We start from the raw sequence: 24,576 nt of genomic DNA, 5'->3' as shown, positions 1-24,576 counted from the left end.
GTGACAGTCTGGATCTCCTCGCAATGACGAGAGCCCAAAACAAAAATGGCCGGGATCGCTCCCGGCCATTTGCGTTTGTGCTTCGCCTTACCGCGGCGGCGCGGTGCCGGGCGGGGGCGGCGGCAGCGAGGCCGTGCCGCCGTTGAGCAGCGGCGTGATGCGGCGGACGGTGACGCGCCGGTTGATCCGGCTCGGTCCGTCGGTCTGCTCCTTCAGGTACTGCTTGCCGTAGCCCTGCGAGGTCAGGTTCTCGGCGGGCACGCCGAACTGCTGCGTCAACAACTCGGCCGCGGCCTGCGCACGGCGATCCGACAGCGACAGATTGTCGACGTCGTTGCCGACCGCGTCGGTGTGTCCCTCGATCAGGAAGACCTCGCGCGGGTTGCGCTGGATCGCCCGGTTGAGGCCGTCGGCGATCACCTGGAGCCGGGCCACCTGGTCCGGCGGGATGGTCCACGATCCCGTCTCGAAGTTGATCGTGTTGACGTCGATGCTCGGCATCTGCATGCGAACATTGGGGCTGTAGCGGATTTCGTCGAGCGTATAGCGCCGCTCGATCCGCTGTACCGGCGGTGCCTCCATGGTCGCGTAGATCACGTCCGGCGACGCCTCCTCAGCGTCGACGATGTAGCGATCATAGGGAATGTTCACGACCGGCGGCGGCACGTCGACATAGAAGCCGCCGACCGAGCGCGGATCGCGGTAGCTGTTGTCGATGATGACGATCTCACGTCCGCCGGGGTCCCTGCGGATTCGCCGCAGCAGCGAACCGTCCGGACCGACCACCGTGATGACCTCGCTGCCATCAGGGCGAATCACGACGGTGCGCGTTTCGCCGCCCTCGTTGAAGGTGCGGATGTCGCGGGCGCCGTAACGGAAGCGGTAGAGATCGTTGCCGCGGACATACTCCTGGCCGCCGGGGTCGCGGATGATGATGCGATCCGGCTCGGTGTAGATGGTGCGTCCGCCTTCGACGACCTCCTGCCGCTGATTGCGGTAGTCGGCGATCGTCGCGCCGATCACGGCGCCAGCCACCACGCCCGCACCGATCGCGAGCGGCGTCAGGTCACGCTGCGGCGGGCGGGGCGGAGGCGGCAACGGTGCAGCGACCGTCGGCGCGGCGCGGAAGGCCGGTGCGACCGTCGGCGGCGCGTATTGCGCCCGGTTCGGCGGCGGTGCTGCGGCCGGCGTGCCGGGGACGACAGTTGGTGCTGGGGCGCCGGCGGGAGCTGCGGGGCGGGGCGGGAGATTGCCGGCCTGCGGCGGCGCAGCCGGAGTTCCGGCAGCGGGCGCGCCGGCAGGAGGCGTTCCACCCTGTTGGCCAGGGGTTGGCGTCGCGGTCGGAGCCGGGGTTGGGCCTGGGGCCGGCGTCGCCGATCCCGGACGTCCGGCCGGCGGCGTCGCGGTGCCGCTCGGGGCCGGCGTTGCCGTTGGAGCAGGCATGGCTCCGGGGCTGGCGATCCCGCCGCCGGAGGCGCGCCGGGACGTGCGCCGGGTGGAGGCGCGCCGGGGCGGCCGGCTGGCGGTGCACCAGGCGTGCTGCCCGGAGCCGGCGTTGCGGTCGGCGCAGGGGTCGGCGTCGGCGTTGGTGTCGCCGTCGGAGCGGGCGTGGCTGCCGGCGCAGCTGCGCCGGGGCGGGCCGTGGGCGCAGCTGTCGGAGCAGGCGGGGTTGCCGTGGGCGCAGGCGTCGGCCGGGCCGACGGAGCCGCGGCGGGCGGAGGCGGAGGAGGAGGGGGTGGCGTCGGGCGAGCCGCAGGCGGCGGCGTGGTGGGTGCGTGCTGCTGCGGAGCCGCGGCCGGAGGCGGTGCCGGAGGCGTGGGCGCAGGACGTGCCGCGGGCGGCGCCGGAGGAGGCGGTGTCGGGGCGTGCTGCTGCGGGGCCGCGGCCGGAGGCGGCGCAGGTTGCTTCGGGGGCGGCGGCGGCGGTGGAGGCGGCGCAGGTTGCTTCGGAGCGGCCGGCGGCGGCGGGGGCGCCGGACGGGCCGCAGGCGGAGGCGAAGGCGGTGGCGGCGCTGCCGGGCGCGGCGGTGCGGCTGTCGGCGGGGGCGCTGCGGGCGGGTGGGGCGGTGCAGCCGCGGGCGGCGGTGCCGCTGGGCGCGCGGGTGCTGCAGGTGGGGCGGCCCCGGGCGGTCCCTTCGGCGGCTGCTTCGGTTTTCCGTCAGGGCCCGTCTCTTGCGGCTGGGCCTGTGCGACCACGAGCGGCGAAGCGCTTTGCGCGTGCGATGCGGTGTTTGCCAATTGCATCGCGGTCAGAGCCGTCGTCGCAAGCAGCACGATACGAAGGTTGGTCATGGTGGTGAACTTCCCCGGAAGGTTCTTTGACGAAAGTGTTGGGATGAACAGCTACGCGTTAGGCCGCATTGTGGCGGGCGATGCGACCGCAGTCCGATTTATTTCTGCACGCAAATCACCTCACTATGGTGACGTTCATTGCGCATTCAGACGCTTCTTGCAATCGCCTCACCTGTGATGCTTCGCCTCATACGTGATCCTGCGGTGGAGCTGCGTCCGTCGCAGGATTGGGCGTCAGCGGACCGTTAGGTCCGCGTCGTGGAATCTCTTCCGGCATATGGCCGGGCAATTCATCCGGCCGCGGTGTTTCGCCGGGCTCGCGCGTCGGCGGCGTGATGTCGGGCTGTGGATTGCCCGGCGGAATTCCGGGCGGCGGCTCGGTCGGAGTGCCGGGCGTCGATGGCGGAATCTCGGGCGGTTCGATCGGCATCGGCATCATCGAGATCGTTGTCCAGAGAACGACAACGACCATGTCGCGCTGATGTTCCGCACCACATCGATTCGAAGTCTGCGTTATTCGGGCGCGTGACAGACGGCCTCGATATTGTGGCCATCAGGATCGAGCACGAAGGCGCCGTAATAATTGGCATGATAATGCGGGCGGATGCCGGGCGGGCCGTTATCGCGGCCGCCGGCCGCGATCGCCGCCTTGTAGAAGGCATCCACCGTGGCGCGGTCCTTCGCTGCGATCGCAATGTGCACCGGCTTGTTCATGGCGCCTTCCGCGCCGAACCAGAAGTCCGGCTTACCGTCGGCGCCGAAACCTGCGGCCGCAGCGTGACCGGTCTGCTCGGCCGTCACTTCCATGATCAGGCCATAGCCGAGCGGCGCCAGCGCCTTCGCATAGAACGTTTTTGCGCGCTCATAGTCGGAGACCGAGAAACCCAGATGGTCGATCATCGCAACCTCTCCTGTTCGTCCTTGTCAGCGTGACAGGAACGTATTGCTCCGTGTCTTGCGTGCGATCGTAAAGCCGCGCGCGACCATGTCGGCAATACAATCCTGCTGCCATTCGTTTCGTGACAGGTGTTCGATCACGACCGCGCGCGGCCAGAGCGATTGCGGCGCGTCGCGGAAGAAGCCGATCAGCACGCGGTCCTCGAAGCCCTCGACGTCGATCTTGAGCGAATCGACCTTTGTGACGCCGGCCTCCTCGAGAATGCGCATCAAGCGTAGCGACGGCACCTTGATGGCCTCGGCACCGGCCGAGCCGGTGACGACGTGAGTGGCGCCGAGATTGCCGCCGCCGCTCTCGATCATCAGCTCGCCGTCGCTGTCCCCCGCGGCCGCCTGCACCAGGCGCACCTGCGGCGTCTTCGACGCGGCGTGATTGAAGGAGAGCCGTCCGAAGGTCAGCGGATGCGGCTCGATCGCGACCACCTTGCCTGATGGCCCGACCTGCCGCGCCATCACCAGCGCAAAGGTGCCGACATTGGCGCCGACATCGACGAACACGCCGCCCGCAGGGGTGTGCTGGCGCAGGAAGTCGAGCTCGTCGAGATTGTAGTCGGGATTGAACAGCGCGCCGCGCTCGGTCGCGCTGCCCTGGTGATAGAAGCGGAACGAGGCGCCCTGATACTGCACGTCGAGCGGGCCGCTGCGCAGCAGATTGACCAGCCGCGACAGCCAGGGTCGGAACGCGCCGCGCATCAGCCCCGAGCGCGTCGCGAGGCGGATGATCGCAGCCTGTGCCGCATTGGGGGCAAACGCGCCGAACGGCGCGGACGAAGGGGCGTTGTCGGACGTCAAGCAGCAGGTCCTCGTTGCAGGCGGCGCATGCATAGCCGGTTTTGGCGACAACTCCAACGGGCGGGTTGTAGCCTGGATGGAGCGTTACAGCGTGTTCTCGCGCGTGGACGGACCGGTCCCGGATTGCGCTTCGCTCATCCGGGCTTCGGATCACGCTGCCTTCTTCCGCTGGTGCAGCAATCGCCCGAGCAGCTTGCGCTTGCCCTTGCGCGGAATCAGCTCGACGTCGCTGACGAGTTTTGCGCCGCCCTTGCGCCGCTCCAGCACGATCTTGCGGCTGTGGAAAGCCTCCAGCTCGGCGCGATGCGCGACGCTGACGATGGTCGCCTTCGGCAGCTCGCCGGTGATCATCTTCATCATCTTGTCCTGGCTCCGCTCGTCGAGCGCCGAGGTTGCCTCATCGAGCACGACGATATCAGGATTGTGCAGCAGCAGCCGTGCGAAGGCGAGGCGCTGTTTCTCACCGCCGGACAGCGTCTGGTCCCACGGTCCTTCCTCTTCGATCTTCCCCTTGAGATGATCGAGGCCGACCTTGTGCAGGGCTTCGCCGATCTCCTCGACGGTCCAGTGGTCGGCGGCGCCGGGATAGGCGACCGCGCGCCGCAAGGAGCCGGAGGGCACGTAAGGCCGCTGCGGCAGCATGAACAGACGCCGGTCGGCATGCAAATTCACGCTTCCGCCGCCCCATGGCCACAGGCCTGCGATGGCGCGCACCAGCGTGCTCTTGCCGGTGCCGGACTCGCCGGCGACGAGCAGCCGTTCGCCCGGGTCTATCACGACTTCGGTCTCGCCGACCACGGCGGTGCCGTCATCGAGCGTGACCGAGAGATCCTTCATCTCAAGCATGGCGTCGTTGCGCGTCTCCCCGCGCTTGATGCGGCCAAGGCCGTCGCCCTGCTCGGCGCGTTCGAGGCCGTCGAGCGACATCATCAGCGAGGCGATGCGGCGCGCGCAGGCATTCCAGTCGGCCAGCCGCGGATAATTGTCGACCAGCCAGCCGAACGCACTCTGCACGATGGTGAAGGCGGAGGCCGCCTGCATCACCTGTCCCAGCGTCATGCTGCCGTCGAGGAATTTTGGCGCGCAGAGGAGAAGCGGGACAACGGGAGCAACGAGGCTGGATCCCTGCGACACCAGCGTAGTGCGCATGTGCTGGCCGGCGAGGCGCGCCCACTGCCGCAGCACGCGGTTGAAATTGCGGTCGATGCCGTCGCGCTCCTCCTCCTCGCCGCCGAGCAGCGCGATACTTTCGCCGTTCTCGCGCACGCGCGTCAGCGTGTAGCGGAAATCAGCTTCGGCCTGGTTCTTCTCCTCGGAGACCTGCACGAAGCGCCGGCCGATCGCCACGATCGAGCCGGATGCGATCGCGGCGTACAGGATCGCGGCGATCACCAGAAAGCCGGGAATCGTGATGGACGAGCCGCCGAGCACGACGGTGAGCGCACCGCCGATGGTCCAGAGCACGACGATGAAGGTCGCAGCCGACAGCAGCGCGGACGTGACGCCGGCGAGGAAATCGACCGGAGAGTCGGTGGCAATCCGCAGATCCTCCGCGATTCGGTATTCGGGATTTTGGTGGTCGCCGCCGACGAGATTGAGCTGGTAGTAGCGCCCGTTCTTGAGCCACCTGGTCAGCACGCTCGCAGTCAGCCAGGCCCGCCAGCGCCGCTGGATGCCCATGCGCGCGAACACCTGCGCGACGGCGAGCACGATGCTGCCGATCGCGAGCGGGAAGAACACCGCCGTGAGATGGAAGACGCTCGTCGCATCGCGCTTCTCGATGGCGTCGAAGATCGCGCGATTCCAGACATTGATGCCGTATTGGAAGCCGACGGTCAGGACGATCAGCGCGCCGAGACCGATCGAGAACGGCCAGGCCAAGCGGTTGCCGTTGCGGCCCCAGAAGCCGCGCGCGCTGATCCAGAACCGCGTCAGCAGATAATCCTTGCGCGCCTGCTCGGCTTCCTCGGTTGAGAGCTCGGGGTCAGGTTCGACCAGGTCGGGCGGCGGCGGTGTCACTTCATCGCCGTTCTCGCCTTTGATCTCGACAATGGGCGGCTGTTTGCCCTGTTCGCGCGTTGCGGCCGGCTTGTGCATGAGCGGACAACGCAAAGGAAATCAAACGGTTCCCTTGGGTTCCGGCTGATCACTCGGCGGCGCCGTCGCGCACGCGTCGCGGCCGTGCCGCATGGTGCAGAACGCGCGACAATTCCTCGATCGAATAGGGCTTTTGCACGAGATCGAATCCGGCAGCGCCGTCCTGTGACAGGGCCTGGCTGTAGCCGGTGGTCAGCACGACCGGCACGCCGATGCCGCGGTCGCGGATCGCCTGCGCCAGATCGAGCCCGGTCATCCCGGGCATCACCACGTCCGAGAACACGACATCAAAACGATCCGCGTCCACGGCGAGCTCGGCGAGTGCATCGGTCGCATTGTCGACCAGCGTGATGGTGTAGCCGAGTTCGGTGAGCCCATCGGCGGCGAAATTGGCGAGCTCGATATTGTCCTCGACCACCAGCACCGACATGCCGCTGCCGGCCACCGCCGGCGCAGTGTTGGGCGCCTGGCGCTGCGGCAACAGGTCCGGCGGGACGCGCGGCAGATAGAGCGAGAAGGTGCTGCCCTGCCCCACCTCGCTCGTGACAGTCACCTCGCCGCCCGATTGCCGGGTGAAGCCGAACACCTGGGACAGGCCGAGACCGGTGCCGTGGCCGACCTGCTTCGTAGTGAAGAACGGCTCGAAGATGCGCCCTATTCGCGCGGCGGGAATGCCGATGCCGGTGTCGCTGACTGTCACGCGGACGAAGCCATGCTCTGTCATGGCCGGGCTGGCCGAAAGCTGCACCGTTGCGTTCGCAACGGTCGTTGTTGCCTCGACGCTGAAAACGATCCTGCCTTTGCCCTGCATGGCATCGCGCGCGTTGGTCGCCATGTTGATCAGCGCGGTCTCGAACTGGCTGGCATCGGCATTGACAAGGCACGGCTCCGCCGGCAGCTGCATGACGATCTCGATCGCGGGACCCAGCAGCGTGGCGAGCATGTCGTGCAGCGACTGCACCCGCGCACCGACGTCGAACACCTCCGGCTTGAGGGGCTGGCGCCGTGCAAAGGCGAGCAGCTGCGAGGTCAGCTTGGCTGCGCGCGCCACTGAATCGGCGATGGCCGTGATGTAGCGCTGCCGCCGCTCCTCGGTCAGCTGCGGCCGGTTCAAAAGGTCGACCGAAGCGCGGATCACCGTCAGGAGATTGTTGAAGTCGTGGGCGACGCCTCCGGTGAGCTGTCCGAGCGCTTCCAGGCGCTGGCTGTGCTTGAGCGCCTCCTCGGCCTCGCGCCGCTTTGCAGCTTCGGCCTGAAGGTGCTGGGTGCGCCGCAAGGCGAGCGCCAGCAGCAGAAACAGCAGTGCGGTGGCGGGAATGCCGAACACCAGATGCTGGCCCATGGTGGCGAACCAGCGCGCGCGGATCGCCGAGGTCTCGAGCCCGGCGCTGACATAGATCGGATATTCGGCGACGCGCCGGTAGGCGATGCGCCGCTCGATGCCGTCCGAGGGCCATGCCACGGTGATGAGGCCGTGCTCGGGTTGAGCCACGATCTTCCGGCCTACAGGGCCGGCCGGATCGAGCCGGAGGTCGTGGTCAAGCCGGGGAAAATGCGTGAGCACCGCACCGTCGGTGCGTGCCATCGCGAAGAAGCTGCCGGGATCCGATCCAATTCTGGCGTAAAAACTCTCGAAATATTCCGGCAGGACCGAGGCCTGGATCACGCCGATGAAGCGGCCGTCGTCGGAGTCACGGCGGCGGCTCACGCCGAAGAAGCGGGCACCTTGATAGGGCGGACGCGGCGTCAGCGGCATGCCGATGAAGGTGCCGATGGTCTGGTCGACATGGGCATAGAAGTAATCGCGGTCGGCAAAGCCGAGGTCCGGCGGTGGCGAGACAAGGCTGTTGACCAGAGCTTTTCCGTGCGCATCGAAGATCCAGGCCGATTTGAGCTGCGGCAGCGAATCGGTCAGCCGCTTCAGCCGGCGATGCAGCGTCGGCTCTCGGGCGCGGATGGTATCGTCTGAAAGGCCGCGCACGACCTCGTTGAGCTCGGCAAGGCTGCGGTCGATGGTCTCGAACACCTTGAGCGCGTGCTCATGCGCGACATCGACCGTGCGCTCGATCTCCCGGTCGGCGATATCCTTGGTCGATGTGTAGGAGATCGTGGCGGCAACGGCGAACAGCGCAATCGGCAGCGCCAGGGATGCCGCCATCATCCACTGCAACAGCCTCAGCGAGTTGCGTTGCGCCCTCTGCACAGTCGCTCCGTCCCGAGTGGGAGCTTAACCGAATCTTGTGCAGGTGAGGAAGTAGCTTATGCTGGAGCGGCTGGTTGCAATCTAAAAATTTGCACGTGCAGCGGGATTGAGAAAATTCTGCTCGAATTTAAGCCAATTGCAGAACACCCCGGCCGGTCTGGGCCGGGGTGGAAGGATGACCTTCGTCTCAGATTTGCCGCTCGACCATCTTGAGCTTGAGCTCGGCGATGGCTTCGGCCGGGTTGAGGCCCTTCGGGCAGGCCTTGGCGCAGTTCATGATGGTATGGCAGCGGTAGAGCCGGAACGGATCCTCGAGATTGTCGAGCCGCTCGCCGGTGGCTTCGTCGCGCGAATCGGAGACCCAGCGGTTGGCCTGGAGCAGCGCGGCGGGCCCGAGATAGCGCTCGCTGTTCCACCAATAGCTCGGGCAGGAGGTCGAGCAGCAGGCGCAGAGGATGCACTCATAGAGGCCGTCGAGCTTTTCGCGATCCTCGTGGCTCTGGCGCCATTCCTTCTGCGGCGTCGGCGAGGTCGTCTTCAGCCAGGGCTCGACCGAGGCGTACTGCGCGTAGAAATTGGTGAGGTCGGGGACGAGGTCCTTCACCACGGGCTGGTGCGGCAGCGGGTTGATCTTGACCGCGCCGTCCTTGACGTCGTGCATCGAGCGGGTGCAGGCCAGCGTGTTCTGGCCGTCGATGTTCATGGCGCAGGAGCCGCAGACGCCTTCACGGCAGGAGCGGCGGAAGGTGAGCGACGGGTCGATGTGGTTCTTGATCCAGATCAGGCCATCGAGCACCATCGGACCGCAATCATTGGTGTCGACGTAATAGGTGTCGACGCTCGGATTTTTGCCGTCATCAGGATTCCAGCGATAGACCTTGAACTCGCGGAGCTCGGTCGCGCCCGCGGGCTTCGGCCAGGTCTTGCCGCCAGTGATCTTGGAGTTCTTCGGAAGTGCGAATTCAACCATTGCTCTAACCTTTCGTCATTCCGGGATGGTCCGAAGGACCAGACCCGGAATCTCGAGATTCCGGATTCGATGCTGCGCATCGCTCCGGAATGACGGCTACTGTTCGCTCAATACACGCGCGCCTTCGGCGGGATGTACTGTACGTCGTTGGTCATGGTGTAGTCGTGAACCGGGCGGTACTCGATCTTGACCTTGCCGGCATCGTCCAGCCAGGCCAGCGTGTGCTTCATCCAGTTCTTGTCGTCGCGTTCGGAGAAGTCCTCGCGGGCATGGGCGCCGCGGCTCTCGGTGCGGTTGGCGGCCGAGTTCATCGTCACCACGGCCTGCGAGATCAGATTATCGAACTCCAGCGTCTCGACGAGGTCCGAATTCCACACCAGCGAGCGATCGGACACGGCGATGTCGGTGATGCCGCTGTGGACCTTCGCGATGAGGTTCTGGCCTTCGTTCAGCACTTCGCCGGTGCGGAACACCGCGCAATTGTTCTGCATCACGTGCTGCATGCCCTCGCGCAGCTTCGCGGTCGGGGTGCCGCCGGAGGCGTAGCGGTAATGGTCGAGACGGCTGACCGCCATCTCGGCCGAGTTCGCCGGCAATTCGGGCTGCTTGGCATTGGGCGTGAGCTTCTCGGCCAGGCGGAGCGCTGCGGCACGGCCGAACACGACGAGGTCGATCAGCGAGTTGGAGCCGAGGCGGTTGGCGCCGTGCACGGAGACGCAGGCGGCCTCGCCGATCGCCATCAGGCCGGGGATCACCGCGTTGTCGTCGCCGTCCTTCTTGGTCAGCACTTCGCCGTGATAGTTGGTGGGGATGCCGCCCATATTGTAGTGCACGGTCGGCACGATCGGGATCGGCTCGCGCGTCACGTCGACATTGGCGAAGATTTTTGCGGATTCGGAGATGCCCGGCAGGCGCTCGGAGAGCACCGCGGGATCGAGATGGTCGAGGTGAAGGAAGATGTGGTCCTTCTTCTTGCCGACGCCGCGGCCTTCGCGGATCTCGATGGTCATCGCGCGCGAAACGACGTCGCGCGAGGCGAGGTCCTTGGCCGACGGCGCGTAACGCTCCATGAAGCGCTCGCCCTCGGAATTGACGAGATAACCGCCTTCGCCGCGGGCGCCCTCGGTGACGAGACAGCCCGAGCCGTAGATGCCGGTCGGGTGGAACTGGACGAACTCCATGTCCTGGAGCGGCAGGCCGGCGCGCAGCACCATGCCGCCGCCGTCGCCGGTGCAGGTGTGCGCCGAGGTGCAGGAGGCGTAGGCGCGGCCGTAGCCGCCGGTGGCGAGAATCACGGTCTGGGCACGGAAGCGATGCAGCGTTCCGTCATCGAGCTTGAGCGCGATGACGCCGCGGCAGGTGCCCTGGTCGTCCATGATCAGGTCGATGGCGAAGAACTCGATGAAGAACTCGGCCGCGTGACGCAGCGACTGGCCATACATCGTGTGCAGCATGGCGTGGCCGGTGCGGTCGGCGGCGGCGCAGGTGCGCTGCGCCTGACCCTTGCCGTAGTCCATGGTCATGCCGCCGAACGGACGCTGATAGATCTTGCCGTCCTCGGTGCGCGAGAACGGCACGCCCCAATGCTCGAGTTCGTAGACCGCGTCGGGCGCGTTGCGCACCATGTATTCGATCGCGTCCTGGTCGCCCAGCCAGTCCGACCCTTTCACGGTATCGTACATATGCCAGCGCCAGTCGTCCTTGTGCATGTTGCCGAGCGAAGCAGAGATGCCGCCCTGCGCCGCGACCGTGTGCGAGCGGGTCGGAAACACCTTGGTGATGCAGGCGGTGCGGAGGCCCGCCTCGCTGCAGCCGACCACCGCGCGCAGGCCCGCGCCGCCGGCGCCGACTACGACGACGTCATAGGTGTGATCTTCGATCGGGTAGGCTTTGCCGTTGGTGGCGGGAGCGCCGTTGCCCTTGCCATTCGTCTCGTTGGCCATGGGTTACACTCCGGATGACAGTTGGAGAATCGCGTAGATCGAGGCGAGCGCGACCGCGATCGAGAAGAAGTTGTTGAGTATGATCGCGGTGAGCTTCAGCTTCTCGTTGTGGACGTAGTCCTCGATCACGACCTGCATGCCGATCTTCATGTGCCAGGCGCTGGCGATGATGAAGAGCACCATGATGATGGCGACCGGCAGCGAGCCGAGGATCTGCTTGGCGCCGGCCTGGTTGCGGCCGAGCAGCATCATGATGATCACCAGCACCGGGATCATCAGCAGCGTCATCGCCACCCCCGTGAGGCGCTGCCGCCAGAAATCGGATGTGCCGGAATGCGCCGCGCCGAGATTGCGGACGCGGCCGAGCGGGGTGCGCATGCTGCGCTTGGGCGTATCGGTCGCGCTCATCGTCCGCCTCCGATTGCATAGGCGATGATCCAGATCAGCACCGTCAGGGCGATGCCGCCGATCGCTGCGCCCCAGGTCAGGGCCTCGCGCTCATTGGCCTTGAAGCCGTAGCCGAGGTCCCAGACGAAGTGCCGAATGCCGCTCAACATATGGTGCATCAGCGCCCAGGTGTAGCCGAACACGATCAGTCGGCCGATGATGCTGCCGGTGAAGGCCTGGACATGGGCATAGGCGGCGGGGCCGGAGGCCGCCGCGATCAGCCACCAGGCGAGCAGCAGGGTTCCGACGTAAAGGGCGATACCGGTGGCGCGGTGGACGATGGATAGGGCCATCGTCAGCGTCCAGCGGTAGACTTGCATGTGTGGTGAAAGCGGTCGTTCGATCCGTGCGGTCATGGGCTACGATGTTGTATGGCGGCCCTTGAGGGCGCGCGCGGGGATCGCGAGAGGTCGGCTCTATTTACGGAGTCGATTCCGCCTGCGCAATCACCAAATCGCCATAAATCGAACGAGGGTTCAGCTCTACAGCCTTGATGAAACAAGACCAATCAGGGGCTTGGTATACCAGAGCCTCTGTCCGCCAACAAAGAACCGAACATTCATTCATGTCTTTCCAAAGCGCCGAGGCGCGTTGAAATTGCTATTGGAACACCTCCAAACGGACCATGCCGTCTAACCCAGCCGGAGCTCAGCCAAAACGCCGGCAGCGCGCCTCGGCCGGGCGCCAATCTGCTGAGCTTTGATCGCATTCGGGTCTGGTCCGGATATGCGCACCCTGCATTCCACCCCAGCCGGCCGACGTTGCGTGTCGACCGTGGGAATCAGATCGCCTAAACCACCGCAGATGGCTCTCCGAACGTGCGTGGCGGAGAAGTTGCGACCAAGTCGCCGGGGGCAAGTCAGGGGTGGTTGCAGGTCTTGATATCAAGGAGATCGTCGAGCTCGCGCTGCTGCTGATCGCAACCGGCGCGCTCTCGGGATTTCTGGCCGGCGTGTTCGGCATCGGCGGCGGCGCGATCCTCGTGCCGGTGTTCTACGAATGCTTCCGCATCGCCGGTGTGCCGCTGGAGGTGCGGATGCCGCTGTGCGTCGGCACCTCGCTCGCGGTGATCATCCCGACCTCGATCCGATCGTTCCAGGCGCACTACAAGCGCGGTGCGGTCGACATGGCGATCCTGCGCGTCTGGTGGGTGCCGATCCTGATCGGCGTCATCGCCGGCAGCGTGGTCGCGCGCGTCGCGCCGGAGCGGCTGTTCAAGATCGTGTTCGTCGGCGTCGCCTGGTCGGCGGCGGCCCGTCTCGTCTTCGCGCGCGAAGGCTGGAAGTTCGGCGACGACCTGCCGAAGGGGCCATTGATGCGCGTCTACGGCTTCTGCGTCGGCATTCTCTCGACGCTGATGGGCATCGGCGGCGGTCTGTTCTCGAACCTCCTGATGACCTTCTACAGCCGTCCCATTCATCAGGCGGTGGCGACCTCGTCGGCGCTCGCGGTGCTGATTTCGATTCCCGGCGCGCTCGGCTATGTCTACGCTGGCTGGCCCGCCGCGGCGAGCTATCCGACCGTCGCCGCGCTGCAGGTGCCGTTCGCGCTCGGCTACGTCTCGCTGATCGGCGCCGTGCTGGTGATGCCAATGAGCCTCGTCACCGCGCCGCTGGGTGTGAAGGCCGCGCACGCGATGTCGAAGCGCATGCTGGAAGTCGCGTTCGGCTGCTATCTGTTCATTGTGGGTAGCAGGTTCGTGCTGAGCTTGCTGGGCGGGCAGTAGCCGCCGCACCCACCGTCATTGCGAGCGCAGCGAAGCAATCCAGAATCTTTCCGCAGAGGCAGCCTGGATTGCTTCGTCGCAAGAGCTCCTCGCAATGACGAGACGAGAGGGCGCTCCTTATTTCTTCGCGTAAATATCCTTGTACGTCTCGCGCAAAATGTTCTTTTGCACCTTGCCCATGGTGTTGCGCGGCAGCTCGTCGACCACGAAGACGCGCTTGGGCATCTTGAACTTGGCGAGGCGGCCGTCGAGCGCCTTGAGCACCGAGGCTTCGCTGACATCGGCGCCCTTGTTGCAGACCAGCACCGCCGTGACGCCCTCGCCGAAATCGGCATGCGGCACGCCGATCACGGCCGACTCGACCACGCCGGGCATGGCGTCGATCTCGCTCTCGATCTCCTTGGGGTACACGTTGAAGCCGCCGGAGATCACGAGATCCTTGCCGCGGCCCAGGATGTGCACGTAACCCTTCGCATCGACCTTGCCGAGGTCGCCGGTGATGAAGAACCCGTCGGGCCGGAATTCGGCCTTGGTCTTCTCCGGCATCCGCCAGTAGCCCTTGAATACGTTCGGGCCCTTCACCTCGATCATGCCGATCTCTTCGCGCGGCAGCTCTTTGCCCGTCTCGGGATCGGTCACACGCAGGGAGACACCGGGCAGCGGGAACCCGACCGCGCCGGGCACGCGCTCACCGTCATAGGGGTTCGACGTGTTCATGTTGGTCTCGGTCATGCCGTAGCGCTCGAGCACGGCATGGCCCGTGCGCGCCGACCATTCGCGATGGGTCTCGGCCAGCAGCGGCGCCGAGCCCGAGATGAACAGCCGCATGTGTTTCGTGGTCTCGCGCGACAGCGCGGGATTTTGCAGCAGGCGCGTATAGAAGGTCGGCACGCCCATCAGCACCGTCGCGCGCGCCATCAGCTTGATGATCAAATCAGGGTCGAGCTTCGGCAGGAAGATCATCGAGGCGCGGGCGAACAGGGTCACATTGGTCGCCACGAACAGGCCGTGCGTATGGTAGATCGGCAGCGCGTGGATCAAGACGTCCTTGTCGGTGAAGCGCCAGTAGTCGACGAGCGAGAGCGAGTTCGACGCCAGATTATCGTGGGTCAGCATCGCGCCCTTGGATCGGCCGGTTGTGCCTGACGTGTAGAGAATCGCGGCGAGATCGTCGCTCGCGCGCGGCACCGTCGTGAATTCGCTGCCTGCCTTGTCGGCAGCCTCCGTCAGCGAGCCCTTGCCGTCAGGCCCGAGCGTCTCGACCTTGGCCTTCACCTTGGCGGCGATCGGGCCGAGCCCTTCCGCCTTGGAGGGATCGCAGACCACCAGCGACGGTTCGGCATCGCCGATGAAGTAGTCGAGCTCGTTCAGCGTGTAGGCCGTGTTGAGCGGCAGATAGACTGCACCGGCGCGCACCGTGCCGAGATACAGCACGATGTTGGCCACGGATTTCTCCACCTGCACCGCGACGCGATCGCCGGGCTTCACGCCGCGGGCGACCAGCACGTTCGCCATTTGCCCGGCGCGCGCGATCAGGTCGCCATAGCTGATATGGGCGCCGTCATGCGTCTCGATCGCAAGGCGTTTCGGATCGTCCAGGCCGTCGAACAGGCGGGAAAACAGGTTGGCGTTGGCAGCTTGGTTCATGCAACATTCCTCGCCGGCGGAGGCCGGTCAAAAATCGAGGGCTGGATTAGCAAAAACCGCCCCGATGAAGCAACGGAGACAGTTTGCATGTCAAAAAACGGGAAACGCGTGGCCTGGGTCACCGGAGGCGGCAGCGGGATCGGGGAGGCCGGCGCAGAGGCGCTCGCGGCTGACGGCTGGACGGTGGTGGTGTCCGGGCGACGCAAGGACGCCCTGGATACCGTAGTTGTCAAGATCAGTAACGCGGGCGGAGCGGCTGAGGCCATTGCACTCGACGTGTCCGACGCCGTGGAGGCCCAGAAGGCAGCCGATCAGATCGTCGCCAGGCACGGCCGCATCGACCTGCTCGTCAACAATGCCGGCATCAATGTTCCCAAGCGCAGCTGGAAGGACATGGAACTGGAGGGCTGGGACAAGCTGGTCCAGGTCAATCTCAACGGCGTGCTCTATTGCATGCGCGCGGTGCTGCCGACGATGCGCAAGCAGCAGGACGGCTCGATCATCAACGTCTCGTCCTGGGCCGGCCGCCACGTCTCCAAGATGCCGGGCCCGGCCTACACCACGACCAAGCATGCGGTGCTGGCGCTGACCCATTCCTTCAACATGGACGAATGCGTCAATGGGCTTCGCGCCTGCTGCCTGATGCCGGGCGAGGTGGCGACGCCGATCCTGAAGCTGCGCCCGGTGGTGCCAAGCGAGGAAGAGCAGGCCACGATGCTGCAACCGGAAGACCTCGGCCGCACCATCGCCTTCATCGCCTCGATGCCGCCGCGCGTCTGCATCAACGAGCTCCTGATCAGCCCCACGCATAATCGCGGCTTCATCCAGACGCCGAACAACAGGGATTAGCCAAGGTCGCGCGACCTCGTCATTGCGAGCGAAGCGAAGCAATCCAGGCATAGATCCGCGGAGACAGTCTGGATTGCTTCGCCGCTTCGCTCCTCGCAATGACGCCTGAGCCACCACACGAACATCTCCCCACATAGTTTCACGCATCACAAAGAATTTTTCCTCGAAACCGTATCGCAGACCCTCCCGTAGTTCGGTCCAACGACGGCACTGCTGCATCACTTCACACGGCCGCAGCCGCCGTTGTTGCCCAACTCAAACACCGGCCATCGCCGGCCTCTATTCAATCGGGAGACTTTCCATGTCGAAGCGCATTGCCTATCTCGCTGCCGCCGCCTTCAGCGCCATCGCCGTCACCGCGACCGTCGTCGCGCCGGTGCGCGCCGAGGAGAAGACCGTCATGGTCGGTGGCGCCGCGATGTTCCCGTCCAAGAACATCGTGCAGAACGCAGTCAATTCCAAGGACCACACCACGCTGGTGGCGGCGGTGAAGGCGGCGGGCCTGGTGCCGACGCTGGAAAGCAAGGGACCATTCACGGTGTTCGCGCCGACCAACGCCGCCTTCGGCAAGCTGCCGGCCGGCACCGTCGACAATCTGGTCAAGCCCGAGAACAAGGCGACGCTGACCAAGATCCTCACCTACCACGTCGTGCCCGGCAAGCTCGAGGCCTCCGACCTCACCGACGGCAAGAAGCTGAAGACCGCGGAGGGCGAGGAACTGACGGTCAAGAAGATGGACGGCAAGACCTGGATCGTCGATGCCAAGGGCGGCACCTCCATGGTGACGATCTCCAACGTCAACCAGTCGAACGGCGTCATCCATGTGATCGACACCGTGCTGATGCCGGCGACGTAACACCGCGCGCCCCTGTTTCATCCCCCGAACAGGACGCTTTGAGACGGCGAGCCGGGGGTGCCCGGCTCGCTTTTTTGTGACCGCCATAGCCTCGCGGCATCGATTCCATGACGCGAGAGGCGTAACGAAAGCGGACGCAGCGGCGTATAATTATCGTTAGACGATCGCCAGGACGGAACCATCATGTCGAGCCTCACAGTCACTGACGAGCAGGTCAGCGCCACCCCGGCCAAAGTGATCCAGCCGGCCTGGGTCCGGGTCATGCACTGGATCAATGCCCTCGCCATGATCCTGATGATTCTGTCGGGCTGGCAGATCTACAATGCCTCGCCGCTGTTCGGCTTCAGCTTCCCGCGCGAGTACACGCTCGGTGGCTGGCTCGGCGGCGGCCTGCTCTGGCATTTTGCGGCGATGTGGCTGTTGATGATCAACGGCCTTGCTTATCTCATCACCGGTTTTGCCACCGGACGCTTCCGGAAAAAACTGCTGCCGATCACGCCATCCGGCGTGCTTCACGACGTCAGGGCGGCTCTGACCTTCAAGCTCGGTCATGACGATCTCACCGTCTACAATTACGTGCAGCGCCTGCTCTATGCCGGCATCATCGTGGTCGGCGTGCTGATCGTGCTCTCCGGCCTCGGCATGTGGAAGCCGGTGCAGCTGTATTACCTCGTGATGCTGTTCGGCGACTATCCGACCGCGCGCTATGTGCATTTCTTCTGCATGGCCGCGATCTGCGCGTTCCTCGTCATCCACGTCCTGCTCGCGCTGCTGGTGCCGAAGAGCCTGCGCGCGATGATCATCGGGCGCTGATTAGGAGAGTTGTGATGGCCAAACGTTCATTCCTGATCCCCGGCGTCGACAAGCGGCTCCTGATCAAGGACTCCCTCAAGACGATGCCGGATCTCACCCGCCGCCGCTTCATCGCGGGCGGCGCCAGCCTCGGCGCGCTGACGCTGCTCACCGGCTGCGACGTCGTCGACTCCTCCTCGGCCGAGGAGATGCTGAAGCAGGTGTCGAAGTTCAACGACGCCGTGCAGTCCTTCATTTTCAATCCCGATGCGTTGGCGCCGACCTTCCCGGAGAGCGCGATCACGAAGCCGTTCCCGTTCAACGCCTATTACGATCTCGACGATGCCCCGGATGTCGACGGCAAGGACTGGAAGCTCGAAGTGCGCGGTCTCGTCGACAACAAGAAGTCCTGGACGCTGGACGAGCTCTATCAATTGCCGCAGGTCACCCAGATCACCCGCCACATCTGCGTCGAGGGCTGGAGCGCGATCGGCAGCTGGACCGGCACGCCCTTGCGCGATTTCCTCAAGCTGATCGGCGCGGACACGCGCGCGAAATATGTCTGGTTCCAGTGTGCCGACAAGGACGGCTACAACTCGCCGCTCGACATGCGCAGCGCGCTGCATCCGCAGACGCAGATGACGTTCAAATACGCGAACGAGATTTTGCCCCGCGCCTACGGCTTCCCGATGAAGATCCGCGTGCCGACAAAGCTCGGCTTCAAGAACCCGAAATACGTGGTCTCGATGGAAGTCACCAACGACTACAAAGGCGGTTACTGGGAAGACCAGGGGTACAATTCGTTCAGCGGGAGCTAGCTCCGCTGCAGGGTGGGCAAAGCGCAAGCGTGCCCACCATTCCATCCATGATGAAGGAGATGGTGGGCACGGCGCTTCGCGCCTTTGCTCGCCCTACGGCACCGATTGCCTGGCCGGCCCCACCTTCCGCTGGCACAGCGCCGCCACCGCCCCGAGCGCCAGCAGTGCGGCCGAGACGTTCAGCGCGTAGCTCAAGCTCCCCAGCGCATCCGTGACCGCACCCACCACGATCGGGCCGAGCGTCTGGCCGACGCCGAACGAGATCGTCATCGCTGCGATCGCGGTCGGCCACACCTCGGGCGGATAGTTGAAGCGGACGAAGGCGGTGGTTGAGCCGACCACGGCGAAGAAGGCGACGCCGAACACGACCGCCGAGATCGCGAGCCAGGCCGGCGAATGCCCGAGCATCGGCAGGGCGGCCCCCAACGCGTTGGTGCCGAGGATGATCGCGGTGGCGAGCCCGCCGCGGTCGAGCGCCAGCACACCGCGCCAGGCCCAGGGGGTGACGAAGGCGGACAGACCGATCAGGCTCCAGAACGCCGCCTGCGCCGCAGCGCCGCCGCCGCCGTCGCGCACATAGGCGATCATGAAGGTCATGTAGGCGATATAACCCGCGCCGAACAGGAAGTAGCCGGCGAGATAGATCAGCACCGGCAGGATCGCGAACGATGCGTGACTGCCTTCCGAGAAACGCGCGCCGCTTTCGATGCGGATCAGGAACAGCGGGATCGTCATCGCGACGGACAGCAGCGTCAGCGCCCACCAGACGATCCACCACGAGCCGGGTCCGAAATATTGCAGCGTGAACGGGGCGATCAACCCGGATGATAGAATGCCGATGCCCGGCCCGGCGTAGAACAGGCTGAGCAGGAAATTGGCGCGCGCGGGCTGCGACTGCACAATGGTCGCGGCCAGCGCGCCGCCGGCGACGAAGCCCGCCGCTGCGCCCAGGCCCAGCACGAGGCGCGCCAGGCTCAACGCGACGAAATTGCCTGATAGCGCGCAGGTCGCGAGCGCGGCGACACAGGCCAGGGTTCCGCCGCGGATTGCGGCTGACCAGCCGACGCGCTGGATCAGCCGCGACGCGACAAGCGCGCCCACGAGGTAGCCGACGGCGTTGATGGTGTTCATGAAACCGGCCGCCGAGTAGGACCAGCCAAGGTCCTCCCGCATGTCGGGCAGCACCAGCGCATAGGCGAAGCGGCCGATGCCGAGCCCGACCGTTGCCGCCAGCGACAGGGTCAGGATCAGCCGCGCAGGATGCGGGTTCGGGGGACGGTCAGGGGCGTGCAAGGGGTACTCCGGCAACCCGCACTGTGGCAGGCCCTGCCGGTCTTGCACAGCCGCGGCGCGGCAATGGTGTCTTGCCAAGCGCGCAACGCCGCTCTAGCACTCCGGCCGAAATTCACGAGATGCCGTCATGCCCGGCCTTGTGCCGGGCATCCACGTTCTTCGGCCCGCAAGCCAAGGACGTGGATGGCCGGAACATAGGCGAGCGGAAGCGACGCCGTCCTTTGGCCGGCTATGCCCGGCCACGACGCAACGGAGGTAGAACGACCATGGCGACCCACAAATTGCTGCTGCTCCCCGGCGACGGTATCGGCCCCGAGGTGATGGGCGAGGTGAAGCGGCTGATCGATTGGCTCAATTCGGCCGGGATCGTCAAGTTCGAGACCGACACCGGCCTCGTCGGCGGCTCGGCCTATGATGCCCACAAGGTCTCGATCTCCGAGGGCGACATGGCCAAGGCCAAGGACGCCGACGCCGTGATCTTCGGCGCAGTCGGCGGCCCGAAATGGGATGCGGTGCCTTACGAGGTGCGCCCCGAAGCTGGTCTCTTGCGCCTGCGCAAGGATCTTGCCCTGTTCGCGAACCTCCGCCCGGCCGTGTGCTACCCGGCGCTGGCCGATGCCTCCAGCCTGAAGCGCGAGGCGGTCGAGGGCCTCGACATCGTCATCGTGCGCGAGCTCACCGGAGGCGTCTATTTCGGCGAGCCCAAGACCATCACCGATCTCGGCAACGGCCAGAAGCGCGCGATCGATACCCAGGTCTACGACACCTATGAGATCGAGCGCATCGGCCGCGTCGCCTTCGAGCTTGCCAGGAAGCGCAAGAACAAGGTGACGTCCATGGAGAAGCGCAACGTCATGAAATCGGGCGTGCTCTGGAACGAGGTCATGACTCAGGTCCACAAGCGCGAATATCCCGATGTCACGCTCGAGCACCAGCTTGCTGACTCCGGCGGCATGATGCTGGTGAAATGGCCGAAGCAGTTCGACGTCATCGTCACCGACAACCTGTTCGGCGACATGCTGTCCGACATCGCAGCGATGCTGACGGGATCGCTCGGCATGCTGCCCTCGGCCTCGCTCGGCGAGGTCGACGTCAAGAGCAAGAAGCGCAAGGCGCTGTACGAGCCCGTGCACGGCTCGGCGCCCGATATCGCCGGCAAGGGCCTCGCCAATCCGATTGCGATGATCTCGTCCTTCGGCATGGCGCTGCGCTATTCCTTCGACATGGGCGATCTCGCTGACAAGGTCGACGCCGCGATCGCCGCCGTGCTCGCCAGTGGCCTGCGTACCGCCGACATCAAGTCGGAAGGCACCACGGCGGCCTCGACCACGCAGATGGGCGAAGCGATTTTGAAGGAATTGCAGAAGCTGCACGCGTAGCCAAAAGCACGGCACCCCACCTCTTCTGTCTCCGCGGAAATCAAAGTGGTGGGTTACGCCGTGCGAAATGCGCTTCGCGCAGTCGCAGGGTTAACCCACCCTACGCACCTGCTATCGGAGCTCCCTCATGGATGCCTCACCCCGCCCCAAGATCGCGGAAACCATCATCCATGAAACGGTGCGCCAGCGCGAGGCGCAGATCGGGCGGCGCTGCGAGATCCTCAGCCATACGCGCATCGAATATGCCTCGCTTGGCGACTACTCCTATCTCGGCGAGAATTGCGACGTCGCCGATGCGACAATCGGCAAGTTCACGGCCATCGCCAATGCGGTGCGGATCGGCGCGCCGAACCATCCGATGGGCCGGCCGTCCCAGCATCGCTTCACCTATTGGCCTGAATATTACGAGGCGTCGGCGACGCGCGATCGCGACTTCTTCGCAGGCCGCCGCGGCGATCGCGTCATCGTCGGCAATGACGTCTGGATCGGCCACGCCGCCATCTTGCTGCCGGGTGTGAGCGTCGGTGACGGCGCGGTGATTGCCGCAGGCGCGGTCGTCAGCCGTGATGTCGAGCCCTACACCATCGTCGGCGGCGTTCCCGCGCGCCCCATCCGCAAACGCTTTCCGGATGCCGTTGCGGCAAGCCTGCGCCGCATCGCCTGGTGGGATTGGCCGGATGCGCTCATCTTCGAGCGTCTCGCCGATTTTCGCTCCGAGGCGATCGAAGAATTTTGCCGGCGCTATGATCCGGCAGCGAACGCATAGTCTCAGCCGTCATTGCGCGGAGCGAAGCGACGAAGCAATCCAGAATCGTTCCGCGGAAAGATTCTGGATTTGCTTCGCTGCGCTCGCAATGACGATGGAGAGGCAGGAGTGCCCTACGGCATCTCGCAAAAACAAAATGGCCGGGCGCGAGCCCGGCCATTTTGATTCGGAAAGATCAGCCCGCTCAGTACAGCGGGAAATTCTGCGGATAGCCGCCGACATCCTGCGGCGGCGAGAGCGGCTGGCGGTCGATCGGGCGGTTGAGGTTCTCGCGCGCGAAGGACGGATAGCCCACTGCCGGCGGGAAGGCGTAGTCGGTGAACTTGCGGTCGCCCGGATTGACCTCGGTGCCGCCGTCGAGCCAGGAGCGCTTGCTCACATAGATGCGAGTGTGGCCTTGCTGATAGACCGCGTTGGGGCCGCTCGGGCCATAGTAGGGGCGGCCGCGCTCGTCATAGCGCTTGGTCCTGGTGTCGGCGGAGGCCGGCGTCGCGACGGACATGGCAATCACGGCGCCTGCCGCAAGCCAGGTCGCCAATTTGTTCGCCGCAGAAAATTTCGAGCTCATCACGTCCCCTTCAGGCGGCAAGCCGCCAGTCGATTTCACCCCATACTAGCGCGCCCGGGGTGACCGCAACTAGGTCTATTGGGTCACACCAGCGCGGAATAATCGTGCGCGCCGGCAAAAGTTGCATGCAAACCAGCCACTTGAGTTTGATGCCGGTCAAAGCGTCCCGCGCAATTGCGCATTGGCGGCGCCGAGCAGCCAGTCCGGTGAGCCCCGCGAATCGCACGAGCGGCGCTTGAGCTCGGCATGGGCGAACATTTCCGCCAGCTTTGGCTCGTTGCCCGAGGTCAACAGCGTCAGCCGGTTCAGCGTGCAGGCGATCGCCGCGCGCGTCGCGGGAAGGCTGTCGCCCTGGCAGGAGAAGCCGGAGATCTGCAAGCCCGGCTCCTCGCTGCGCTTGAGGTAGCCGAGGCAGCCCTGCGCACCCTCGATCGTGCCGGTTGGCCGGAACAGCGCGACGGGGCCGAATTTGGTGTCGATCAGGCCGGCCTGCTCGAGCGGGGTGACCGTCCCCAACCCCATCTGGGCGGCCAGACCCGCGGCCGCCGGCCTTGTCACGTCGAATTCGGCGCCTTGGCGGTAGATTTCGAGCTCGGCCACGGGCTTGTCCGCCGCGTCGGTCCAGCGCAGCACGTCCCTGCGGCCGCCTTCGGGATGCCTGAGGATGGTGTAAGATGCTGTTTTATCTGATGAATCGAGTCGGCTGACGGCGAAGGCCGGATGCGAGCGGTCGGCCACGCTCCAGCCTGGCTTGTCCGCCGGCTCATCGTCGCGCAAGTCAGGCAGCTGGCCGAGCGCTGCGACGGCGAGGATGGCAAGCAGGGCGAGCGCCCCCACATAGGCAATCAGGCGCACCAGCGTGCCGACGACCTCGTCGGCAACGGCCAGGAGCGCCAGCTGGATCTGGGTAGGGCTAACGGCCGTGCTGGCCTCAGGCGACTGCATCCACGGCCTTCAGGCATCGTCCCACGTTGTCTTGAGGCCGGTTCTCGCATAGAAGCGCTGCTCTTCCTGTTTAAGCGTCAGCTTCAGGAACGGGCTTTTTTCATCGGAGAGTGAACGATGGGTTACAAAGTCGCAGTCGTCGGCGCGACCGGCAATGTCGGTCGGGAAATGCTCAACATCCTCGACGAGCGCAAATTCCCCGCGGACGAGGTCGTGGCCCTGGCGTCGCGCCGCAGCGTCGGCGTCGAGGTCTCCTATGGCGACCGCACCCTCAAGGTCAAAGCGCTCGAGCATTACGACTTCTCCGACGTCGACATCTGCCTGATGTCGGCGGGCGGCACGGTGTCGAAGGAATGGTCGCCGCAGATCGGCGCCGCCGGCGCCGTCGTGATCGACAATTCCTCGGCCTGGCGCATGGACCCGGACGTGCCGCTGATCGTGCCGGAAGTGAACGCAGGCGCGACCGAAGGCTTCAAGAAGAAGAACATCATCGCCAACCCGAACTGCTCGACCGCGCAGCTCGTGGTCGCGCTGAAGCCGCTGCACGACAGGGCGACGATCAAGCGCGTCGTGGTCTCGACCTATCAATCGGTGTCGGGCGCCGGCAAGGACGCGATGGACGAACTGTTCTCGCAGACCAAGGCCGTCTACACCAATGACGAGCTGGTCGCGAAGAAATTCCCCAAGCGCATCGCCTTCAACGTCATCCCCCACATCGACGTCTTCATGGAAGACGGCTACACCAAGGAAGAGTGGAAGATGATGGCGGAGACCAAGAAGATCCTTGATCCCAAGATCAAGCTCTCGGCGACCTGCGTGCGCGTGCCTGTCTTCGTCGGCCACTCCGAGGCCGTCAACATCGAGTTCGAGAATCCGATCAGCGCGGACGAAGCCCGCGAGATCCTGCGCAAGGCGCCCGGCTGCCTCGTCATCGACAAGCAGGAGCCCGGCGGCTACGCGACCCCATACGAAGCCGCCGGCGAGGACGCCACCTATATCAGCCGCATCCGCGAGGATGCGACGGTGGAGAACGGTCTCGCGTTCTGGTGCGTGTCCGACAATCTGCGCAAGGGCGCCGCGCTCAATGCGATCCAGATCGCGGAAGTCCTGATCAACCGCAAGCTGATCAGCGCGAAGAAGAAGGCGGCGTAAGGGAGACGTGGTTACGGGGACCCGGAGTTACGCCTTCGCGCCTCGATTGGTCCCGGGAGTATTGGTCCCCGGATTTGCGCTCCGC

The 24,576-nt window shown here is 65.3% G+C and carries 23 protein-coding genes; 9 read left to right on the top strand and 14 right to left on the bottom strand.

All coding sequences use genetic code 11. The features are described from left to right. Positions 1-87: 87 nt before the first annotated feature. A complete protein-coding gene (locus P6U28_RS31445) occupies positions 88-1,443 on the bottom strand; it encodes an OmpA family protein (RefSeq protein ID WP_407120432.1) in 1,356 nt (451 codons plus the stop codon). On the opposite strand from P6U28_RS31445, the gene P6U28_RS31440 reads away from it, so the two are divergent. Continuing rightward, positions 1,442-2,299, top strand: coding sequence for a hypothetical protein (locus P6U28_RS31440; RefSeq protein WP_407120431.1), 858 nt, complete (start codon positions 1,442-1,444; stop codon positions 2,297-2,299). The genes P6U28_RS31445 and P6U28_RS31440 overlap by 2 nt on opposite strands. Positions 2,300-2,478: 179 nt before the next feature. Here P6U28_RS31440 and P6U28_RS31435 read toward each other — a convergent pair whose 3' ends face one another. The 9 genes from P6U28_RS31435 to sdhC form a co-directional block, all read right to left on the bottom strand. Beyond that, entirely contained in the window at positions 2,479-2,721 is a 243-nt protein-coding gene (locus P6U28_RS31435) for a hypothetical protein (RefSeq protein WP_162500532.1), read from the bottom strand. 83 nt (positions 2,722-2,804) lie between these two features. Beyond that, positions 2,805-3,191 (bottom strand): VOC family protein, encoded by a 387-nt coding sequence (locus P6U28_RS31430; RefSeq protein WP_122400350.1) that lies wholly within the window; start codon positions 3,189-3,191, stop codon positions 2,805-2,807. 24 nt (positions 3,192-3,215) lie between these two features. After that, positions 3,216-4,040, bottom strand: coding sequence for an FkbM family methyltransferase (locus tag P6U28_RS31425; protein ID WP_162500060.1), 825 nt, complete (start codon positions 4,038-4,040; stop codon positions 3,216-3,218). A 150-nt stretch (positions 4,041-4,190) separates the two neighbouring features. Next, positions 4,191-6,137: an ABC transporter ATP-binding protein/permease gene (locus P6U28_RS31420; protein ID WP_122400352.1), complete on the bottom strand. Its 1,947-nt coding sequence runs from the start codon at positions 6,135-6,137 to the stop codon at positions 4,191-4,193. A gap of 49 nt (positions 6,138-6,186) precedes the next feature. Continuing rightward, a complete protein-coding gene (locus P6U28_RS31415) occupies positions 6,187-8,340 on the bottom strand; it encodes an ATP-binding protein (protein WP_407120430.1) in 2,154 nt (717 codons plus the stop codon). Positions 8,341-8,527: 187 nt separating this feature from the next. Beyond that, complete coding sequence (locus P6U28_RS31410) at positions 8,528-9,310, bottom strand: succinate dehydrogenase iron-sulfur subunit (protein WP_100236830.1); 783 nt, start codon at positions 9,308-9,310, stop codon at positions 8,528-8,530. Positions 9,311-9,417: 107 nt separating this feature from the next. Beyond that, positions 9,418-11,253, bottom strand: coding sequence for a succinate dehydrogenase flavoprotein subunit (gene sdhA, locus P6U28_RS31405; RefSeq protein ID WP_122400355.1), 1,836 nt, complete (start codon positions 11,251-11,253; stop codon positions 9,418-9,420). A 3-nt stretch (positions 11,254-11,256) separates the two neighbouring features. Beyond that, complete coding sequence (gene sdhD, locus P6U28_RS31400; RefSeq protein ID WP_122400356.1) at positions 11,257-11,661, bottom strand: succinate dehydrogenase, hydrophobic membrane anchor protein; 405 nt, start codon at positions 11,659-11,661, stop codon at positions 11,257-11,259. Continuing rightward, complete coding sequence (gene sdhC, locus P6U28_RS31395; protein WP_027561807.1) at positions 11,658-12,056, bottom strand: succinate dehydrogenase, cytochrome b556 subunit; 399 nt, start codon at positions 12,054-12,056, stop codon at positions 11,658-11,660. The genes sdhD and sdhC overlap by 4 nt, the downstream gene beginning before the upstream one ends. A gap of 509 nt (positions 12,057-12,565) precedes the next feature. Between sdhC and P6U28_RS31390 the strand changes: the two genes are divergently transcribed. Beyond that, positions 12,566-13,426 (top strand): sulfite exporter TauE/SafE family protein, encoded by an 861-nt coding sequence (locus tag P6U28_RS31390; RefSeq protein ID WP_129145056.1) that lies wholly within the window; start codon positions 12,566-12,568, stop codon positions 13,424-13,426. Between the two features lie 117 nt (positions 13,427-13,543). On the opposite strand, the gene P6U28_RS31385 is transcribed toward P6U28_RS31390, so the two are convergent. After that, positions 13,544-15,073, bottom strand: coding sequence for a malonyl-CoA synthase (locus P6U28_RS31385; RefSeq protein ID WP_129145057.1), 1,530 nt, complete (start codon positions 15,071-15,073; stop codon positions 13,544-13,546). A gap of 87 nt (positions 15,074-15,160) precedes the next feature. On the opposite strand from P6U28_RS31385, the gene P6U28_RS31380 reads away from it, so the two are divergent. From P6U28_RS31380 to P6U28_RS31365, 4 genes are all read left to right on the top strand, one after another. Further along, a complete protein-coding gene (locus P6U28_RS31380; RefSeq protein WP_129145058.1) occupies positions 15,161-15,922 on the top strand; it encodes an SDR family oxidoreductase in 762 nt (253 codons plus the stop codon). A 301-nt stretch (positions 15,923-16,223) separates the two neighbouring features. After that, a complete protein-coding gene (locus P6U28_RS31375; RefSeq protein WP_209295441.1) occupies positions 16,224-16,778 on the top strand; it encodes a fasciclin domain-containing protein in 555 nt (184 codons plus the stop codon). Positions 16,779-16,961: 183 nt separating this feature from the next. Next, the gene (locus P6U28_RS31370) at positions 16,962-17,591 is read left to right on the top strand and encodes a cytochrome b/b6 domain-containing protein (RefSeq protein WP_129145060.1); all 630 of its coding nucleotides are present in this window, start codon (positions 16,962-16,964) and stop codon (positions 17,589-17,591) included. Positions 17,592-17,605: 14 nt separating this feature from the next. Next, positions 17,606-18,388, top strand: coding sequence for a molybdopterin-binding protein (locus tag P6U28_RS31365; protein WP_122400362.1), 783 nt, complete (start codon positions 17,606-17,608; stop codon positions 18,386-18,388). A 93-nt stretch (positions 18,389-18,481) separates the two neighbouring features. Here P6U28_RS31365 and P6U28_RS31360 read toward each other — a convergent pair whose 3' ends face one another. Then, the gene (locus P6U28_RS31360) at positions 18,482-19,681 is read right to left on the bottom strand and encodes a YbfB/YjiJ family MFS transporter (protein ID WP_129145061.1); all 1,200 of its coding nucleotides are present in this window, start codon (positions 19,679-19,681) and stop codon (positions 18,482-18,484) included. A 266-nt stretch (positions 19,682-19,947) separates the two neighbouring features. Between P6U28_RS31360 and leuB the strand changes: the two genes are divergently transcribed. Both leuB and P6U28_RS31350 read left to right on the top strand, forming a co-directional pair. After that, positions 19,948-21,060: a 3-isopropylmalate dehydrogenase gene (gene leuB, locus P6U28_RS31355; protein WP_129145062.1), complete on the top strand. Its 1,113-nt coding sequence runs from the start codon at positions 19,948-19,950 to the stop codon at positions 21,058-21,060. 127 nt (positions 21,061-21,187) lie between these two features. Beyond that, positions 21,188-21,826 carry a DapH/DapD/GlmU-related protein gene (locus tag P6U28_RS31350; protein WP_407120429.1) on the top strand — a complete coding sequence of 213 codons (639 nt, stop codon included), beginning with the start codon at positions 21,188-21,190 and terminating at the stop codon, positions 21,824-21,826. Between the two features lie 184 nt (positions 21,827-22,010). On the opposite strand, the gene P6U28_RS31345 is transcribed toward P6U28_RS31350, so the two are convergent. Then, positions 22,011-22,394 carry a hypothetical protein gene (locus tag P6U28_RS31345; protein ID WP_407120428.1) on the bottom strand — a complete coding sequence of 128 codons (384 nt, stop codon included), beginning with the start codon at positions 22,392-22,394 and terminating at the stop codon, positions 22,011-22,013. 156 nt (positions 22,395-22,550) lie between these two features. Beyond that, the gene (locus P6U28_RS31340; RefSeq protein ID WP_129145064.1) at positions 22,551-23,339 is read right to left on the bottom strand and encodes a hypothetical protein; all 789 of its coding nucleotides are present in this window, start codon (positions 23,337-23,339) and stop codon (positions 22,551-22,553) included. A gap of 117 nt (positions 23,340-23,456) precedes the next feature. Between P6U28_RS31340 and P6U28_RS31335 the strand changes: the two genes are divergently transcribed. Beyond that, positions 23,457-24,491, top strand: coding sequence for an aspartate-semialdehyde dehydrogenase (locus P6U28_RS31335; protein WP_407120427.1), 1,035 nt, complete (start codon positions 23,457-23,459; stop codon positions 24,489-24,491). Positions 24,492-24,576: the final 85 nt, after the last annotated feature.

Source organism: Bradyrhizobium sp. STM 3561 (assembly GCF_045571455.1).
GTDB lineage: Bacteria > Pseudomonadota > Alphaproteobacteria > Rhizobiales > Xanthobacteraceae > Bradyrhizobium > Bradyrhizobium vignae.
The sequence above is the reverse complement of the archived record's forward strand: the minus strand, read 5'-3'. Positions and strand labels throughout refer to the sequence as shown.

Excerpts from the sequence above, each read along its gene's own strand:
- P6U28_RS31440 (WP_407120431.1), top strand. The coding sequence starts at position 1,442 with ATGGCTCCGGGGCTGGCGATCCCGCCGCCGGAGGCGCGCCGGGACGTG.
- P6U28_RS31445 (WP_407120432.1), bottom strand. The coding sequence starts at position 1,443 with ATGCCTGCTCCAACGGCAACGCCGGCCCCGAGCGGCACCGCGACGCCG.
- P6U28_RS31435 (WP_162500532.1), bottom strand. The coding sequence starts at position 2,721 with ATGCCGATCGAACCGCCCGAGATTCCGCCATCGACGCCCGGCACTCCG.
- P6U28_RS31430 (WP_122400350.1), bottom strand. The coding sequence starts at position 3,191 with ATGATCGACCATCTGGGTTTCTCGGTCTCCGACTATGAGCGCGCAAAA.
- P6U28_RS31420 (WP_122400352.1), bottom strand. The coding sequence starts at position 6,137 with ATGCACAAGCCGGCCGCAACGCGCGAACAGGGCAAACAGCCGCCCATT.
- P6U28_RS31410 (WP_100236830.1), bottom strand. The coding sequence starts at position 9,310 with ATGGTTGAATTCGCACTTCCGAAGAACTCCAAGATCACTGGCGGCAAG.
- sdhA (WP_122400355.1), bottom strand. The coding sequence starts at position 11,253 with ATGGCCAACGAGACGAATGGCAAGGGCAACGGCGCTCCCGCCACCAAC.
- sdhD (WP_122400356.1), bottom strand. The coding sequence starts at position 11,661 with ATGAGCGCGACCGATACGCCCAAGCGCAGCATGCGCACCCCGCTCGGC.
- sdhC (WP_027561807.1), bottom strand. The coding sequence starts at position 12,056 with ATGACCGCACGGATCGAACGACCGCTTTCACCACACATGCAAGTCTAC.
- P6U28_RS31385 (WP_129145057.1), bottom strand. The coding sequence starts at position 15,073 with ATGAACCAAGCTGCCAACGCCAACCTGTTTTCCCGCCTGTTCGACGGC.
- P6U28_RS31380 (WP_129145058.1), top strand. The coding sequence starts at position 15,161 with ATGTCAAAAAACGGGAAACGCGTGGCCTGGGTCACCGGAGGCGGCAGC.
- P6U28_RS31375 (WP_209295441.1), top strand. The coding sequence starts at position 16,224 with ATGTCGAAGCGCATTGCCTATCTCGCTGCCGCCGCCTTCAGCGCCATC.
- P6U28_RS31370 (WP_129145060.1), top strand. The coding sequence starts at position 16,962 with ATGTCGAGCCTCACAGTCACTGACGAGCAGGTCAGCGCCACCCCGGCC.
- P6U28_RS31365 (WP_122400362.1), top strand. The coding sequence starts at position 17,606 with ATGGCCAAACGTTCATTCCTGATCCCCGGCGTCGACAAGCGGCTCCTG.
- leuB (WP_129145062.1), top strand. The coding sequence starts at position 19,948 with ATGGCGACCCACAAATTGCTGCTGCTCCCCGGCGACGGTATCGGCCCC.
- P6U28_RS31350 (WP_407120429.1), top strand. The coding sequence starts at position 21,188 with ATGGATGCCTCACCCCGCCCCAAGATCGCGGAAACCATCATCCATGAA.
- P6U28_RS31345 (WP_407120428.1), bottom strand. The coding sequence starts at position 22,394 with ATGAGCTCGAAATTTTCTGCGGCGAACAAATTGGCGACCTGGCTTGCG.
- P6U28_RS31340 (WP_129145064.1), bottom strand. The coding sequence starts at position 23,339 with ATGCAGTCGCCTGAGGCCAGCACGGCCGTTAGCCCTACCCAGATCCAG.
- P6U28_RS31335 (WP_407120427.1), top strand. The coding sequence starts at position 23,457 with ATGGGTTACAAAGTCGCAGTCGTCGGCGCGACCGGCAATGTCGGTCGG.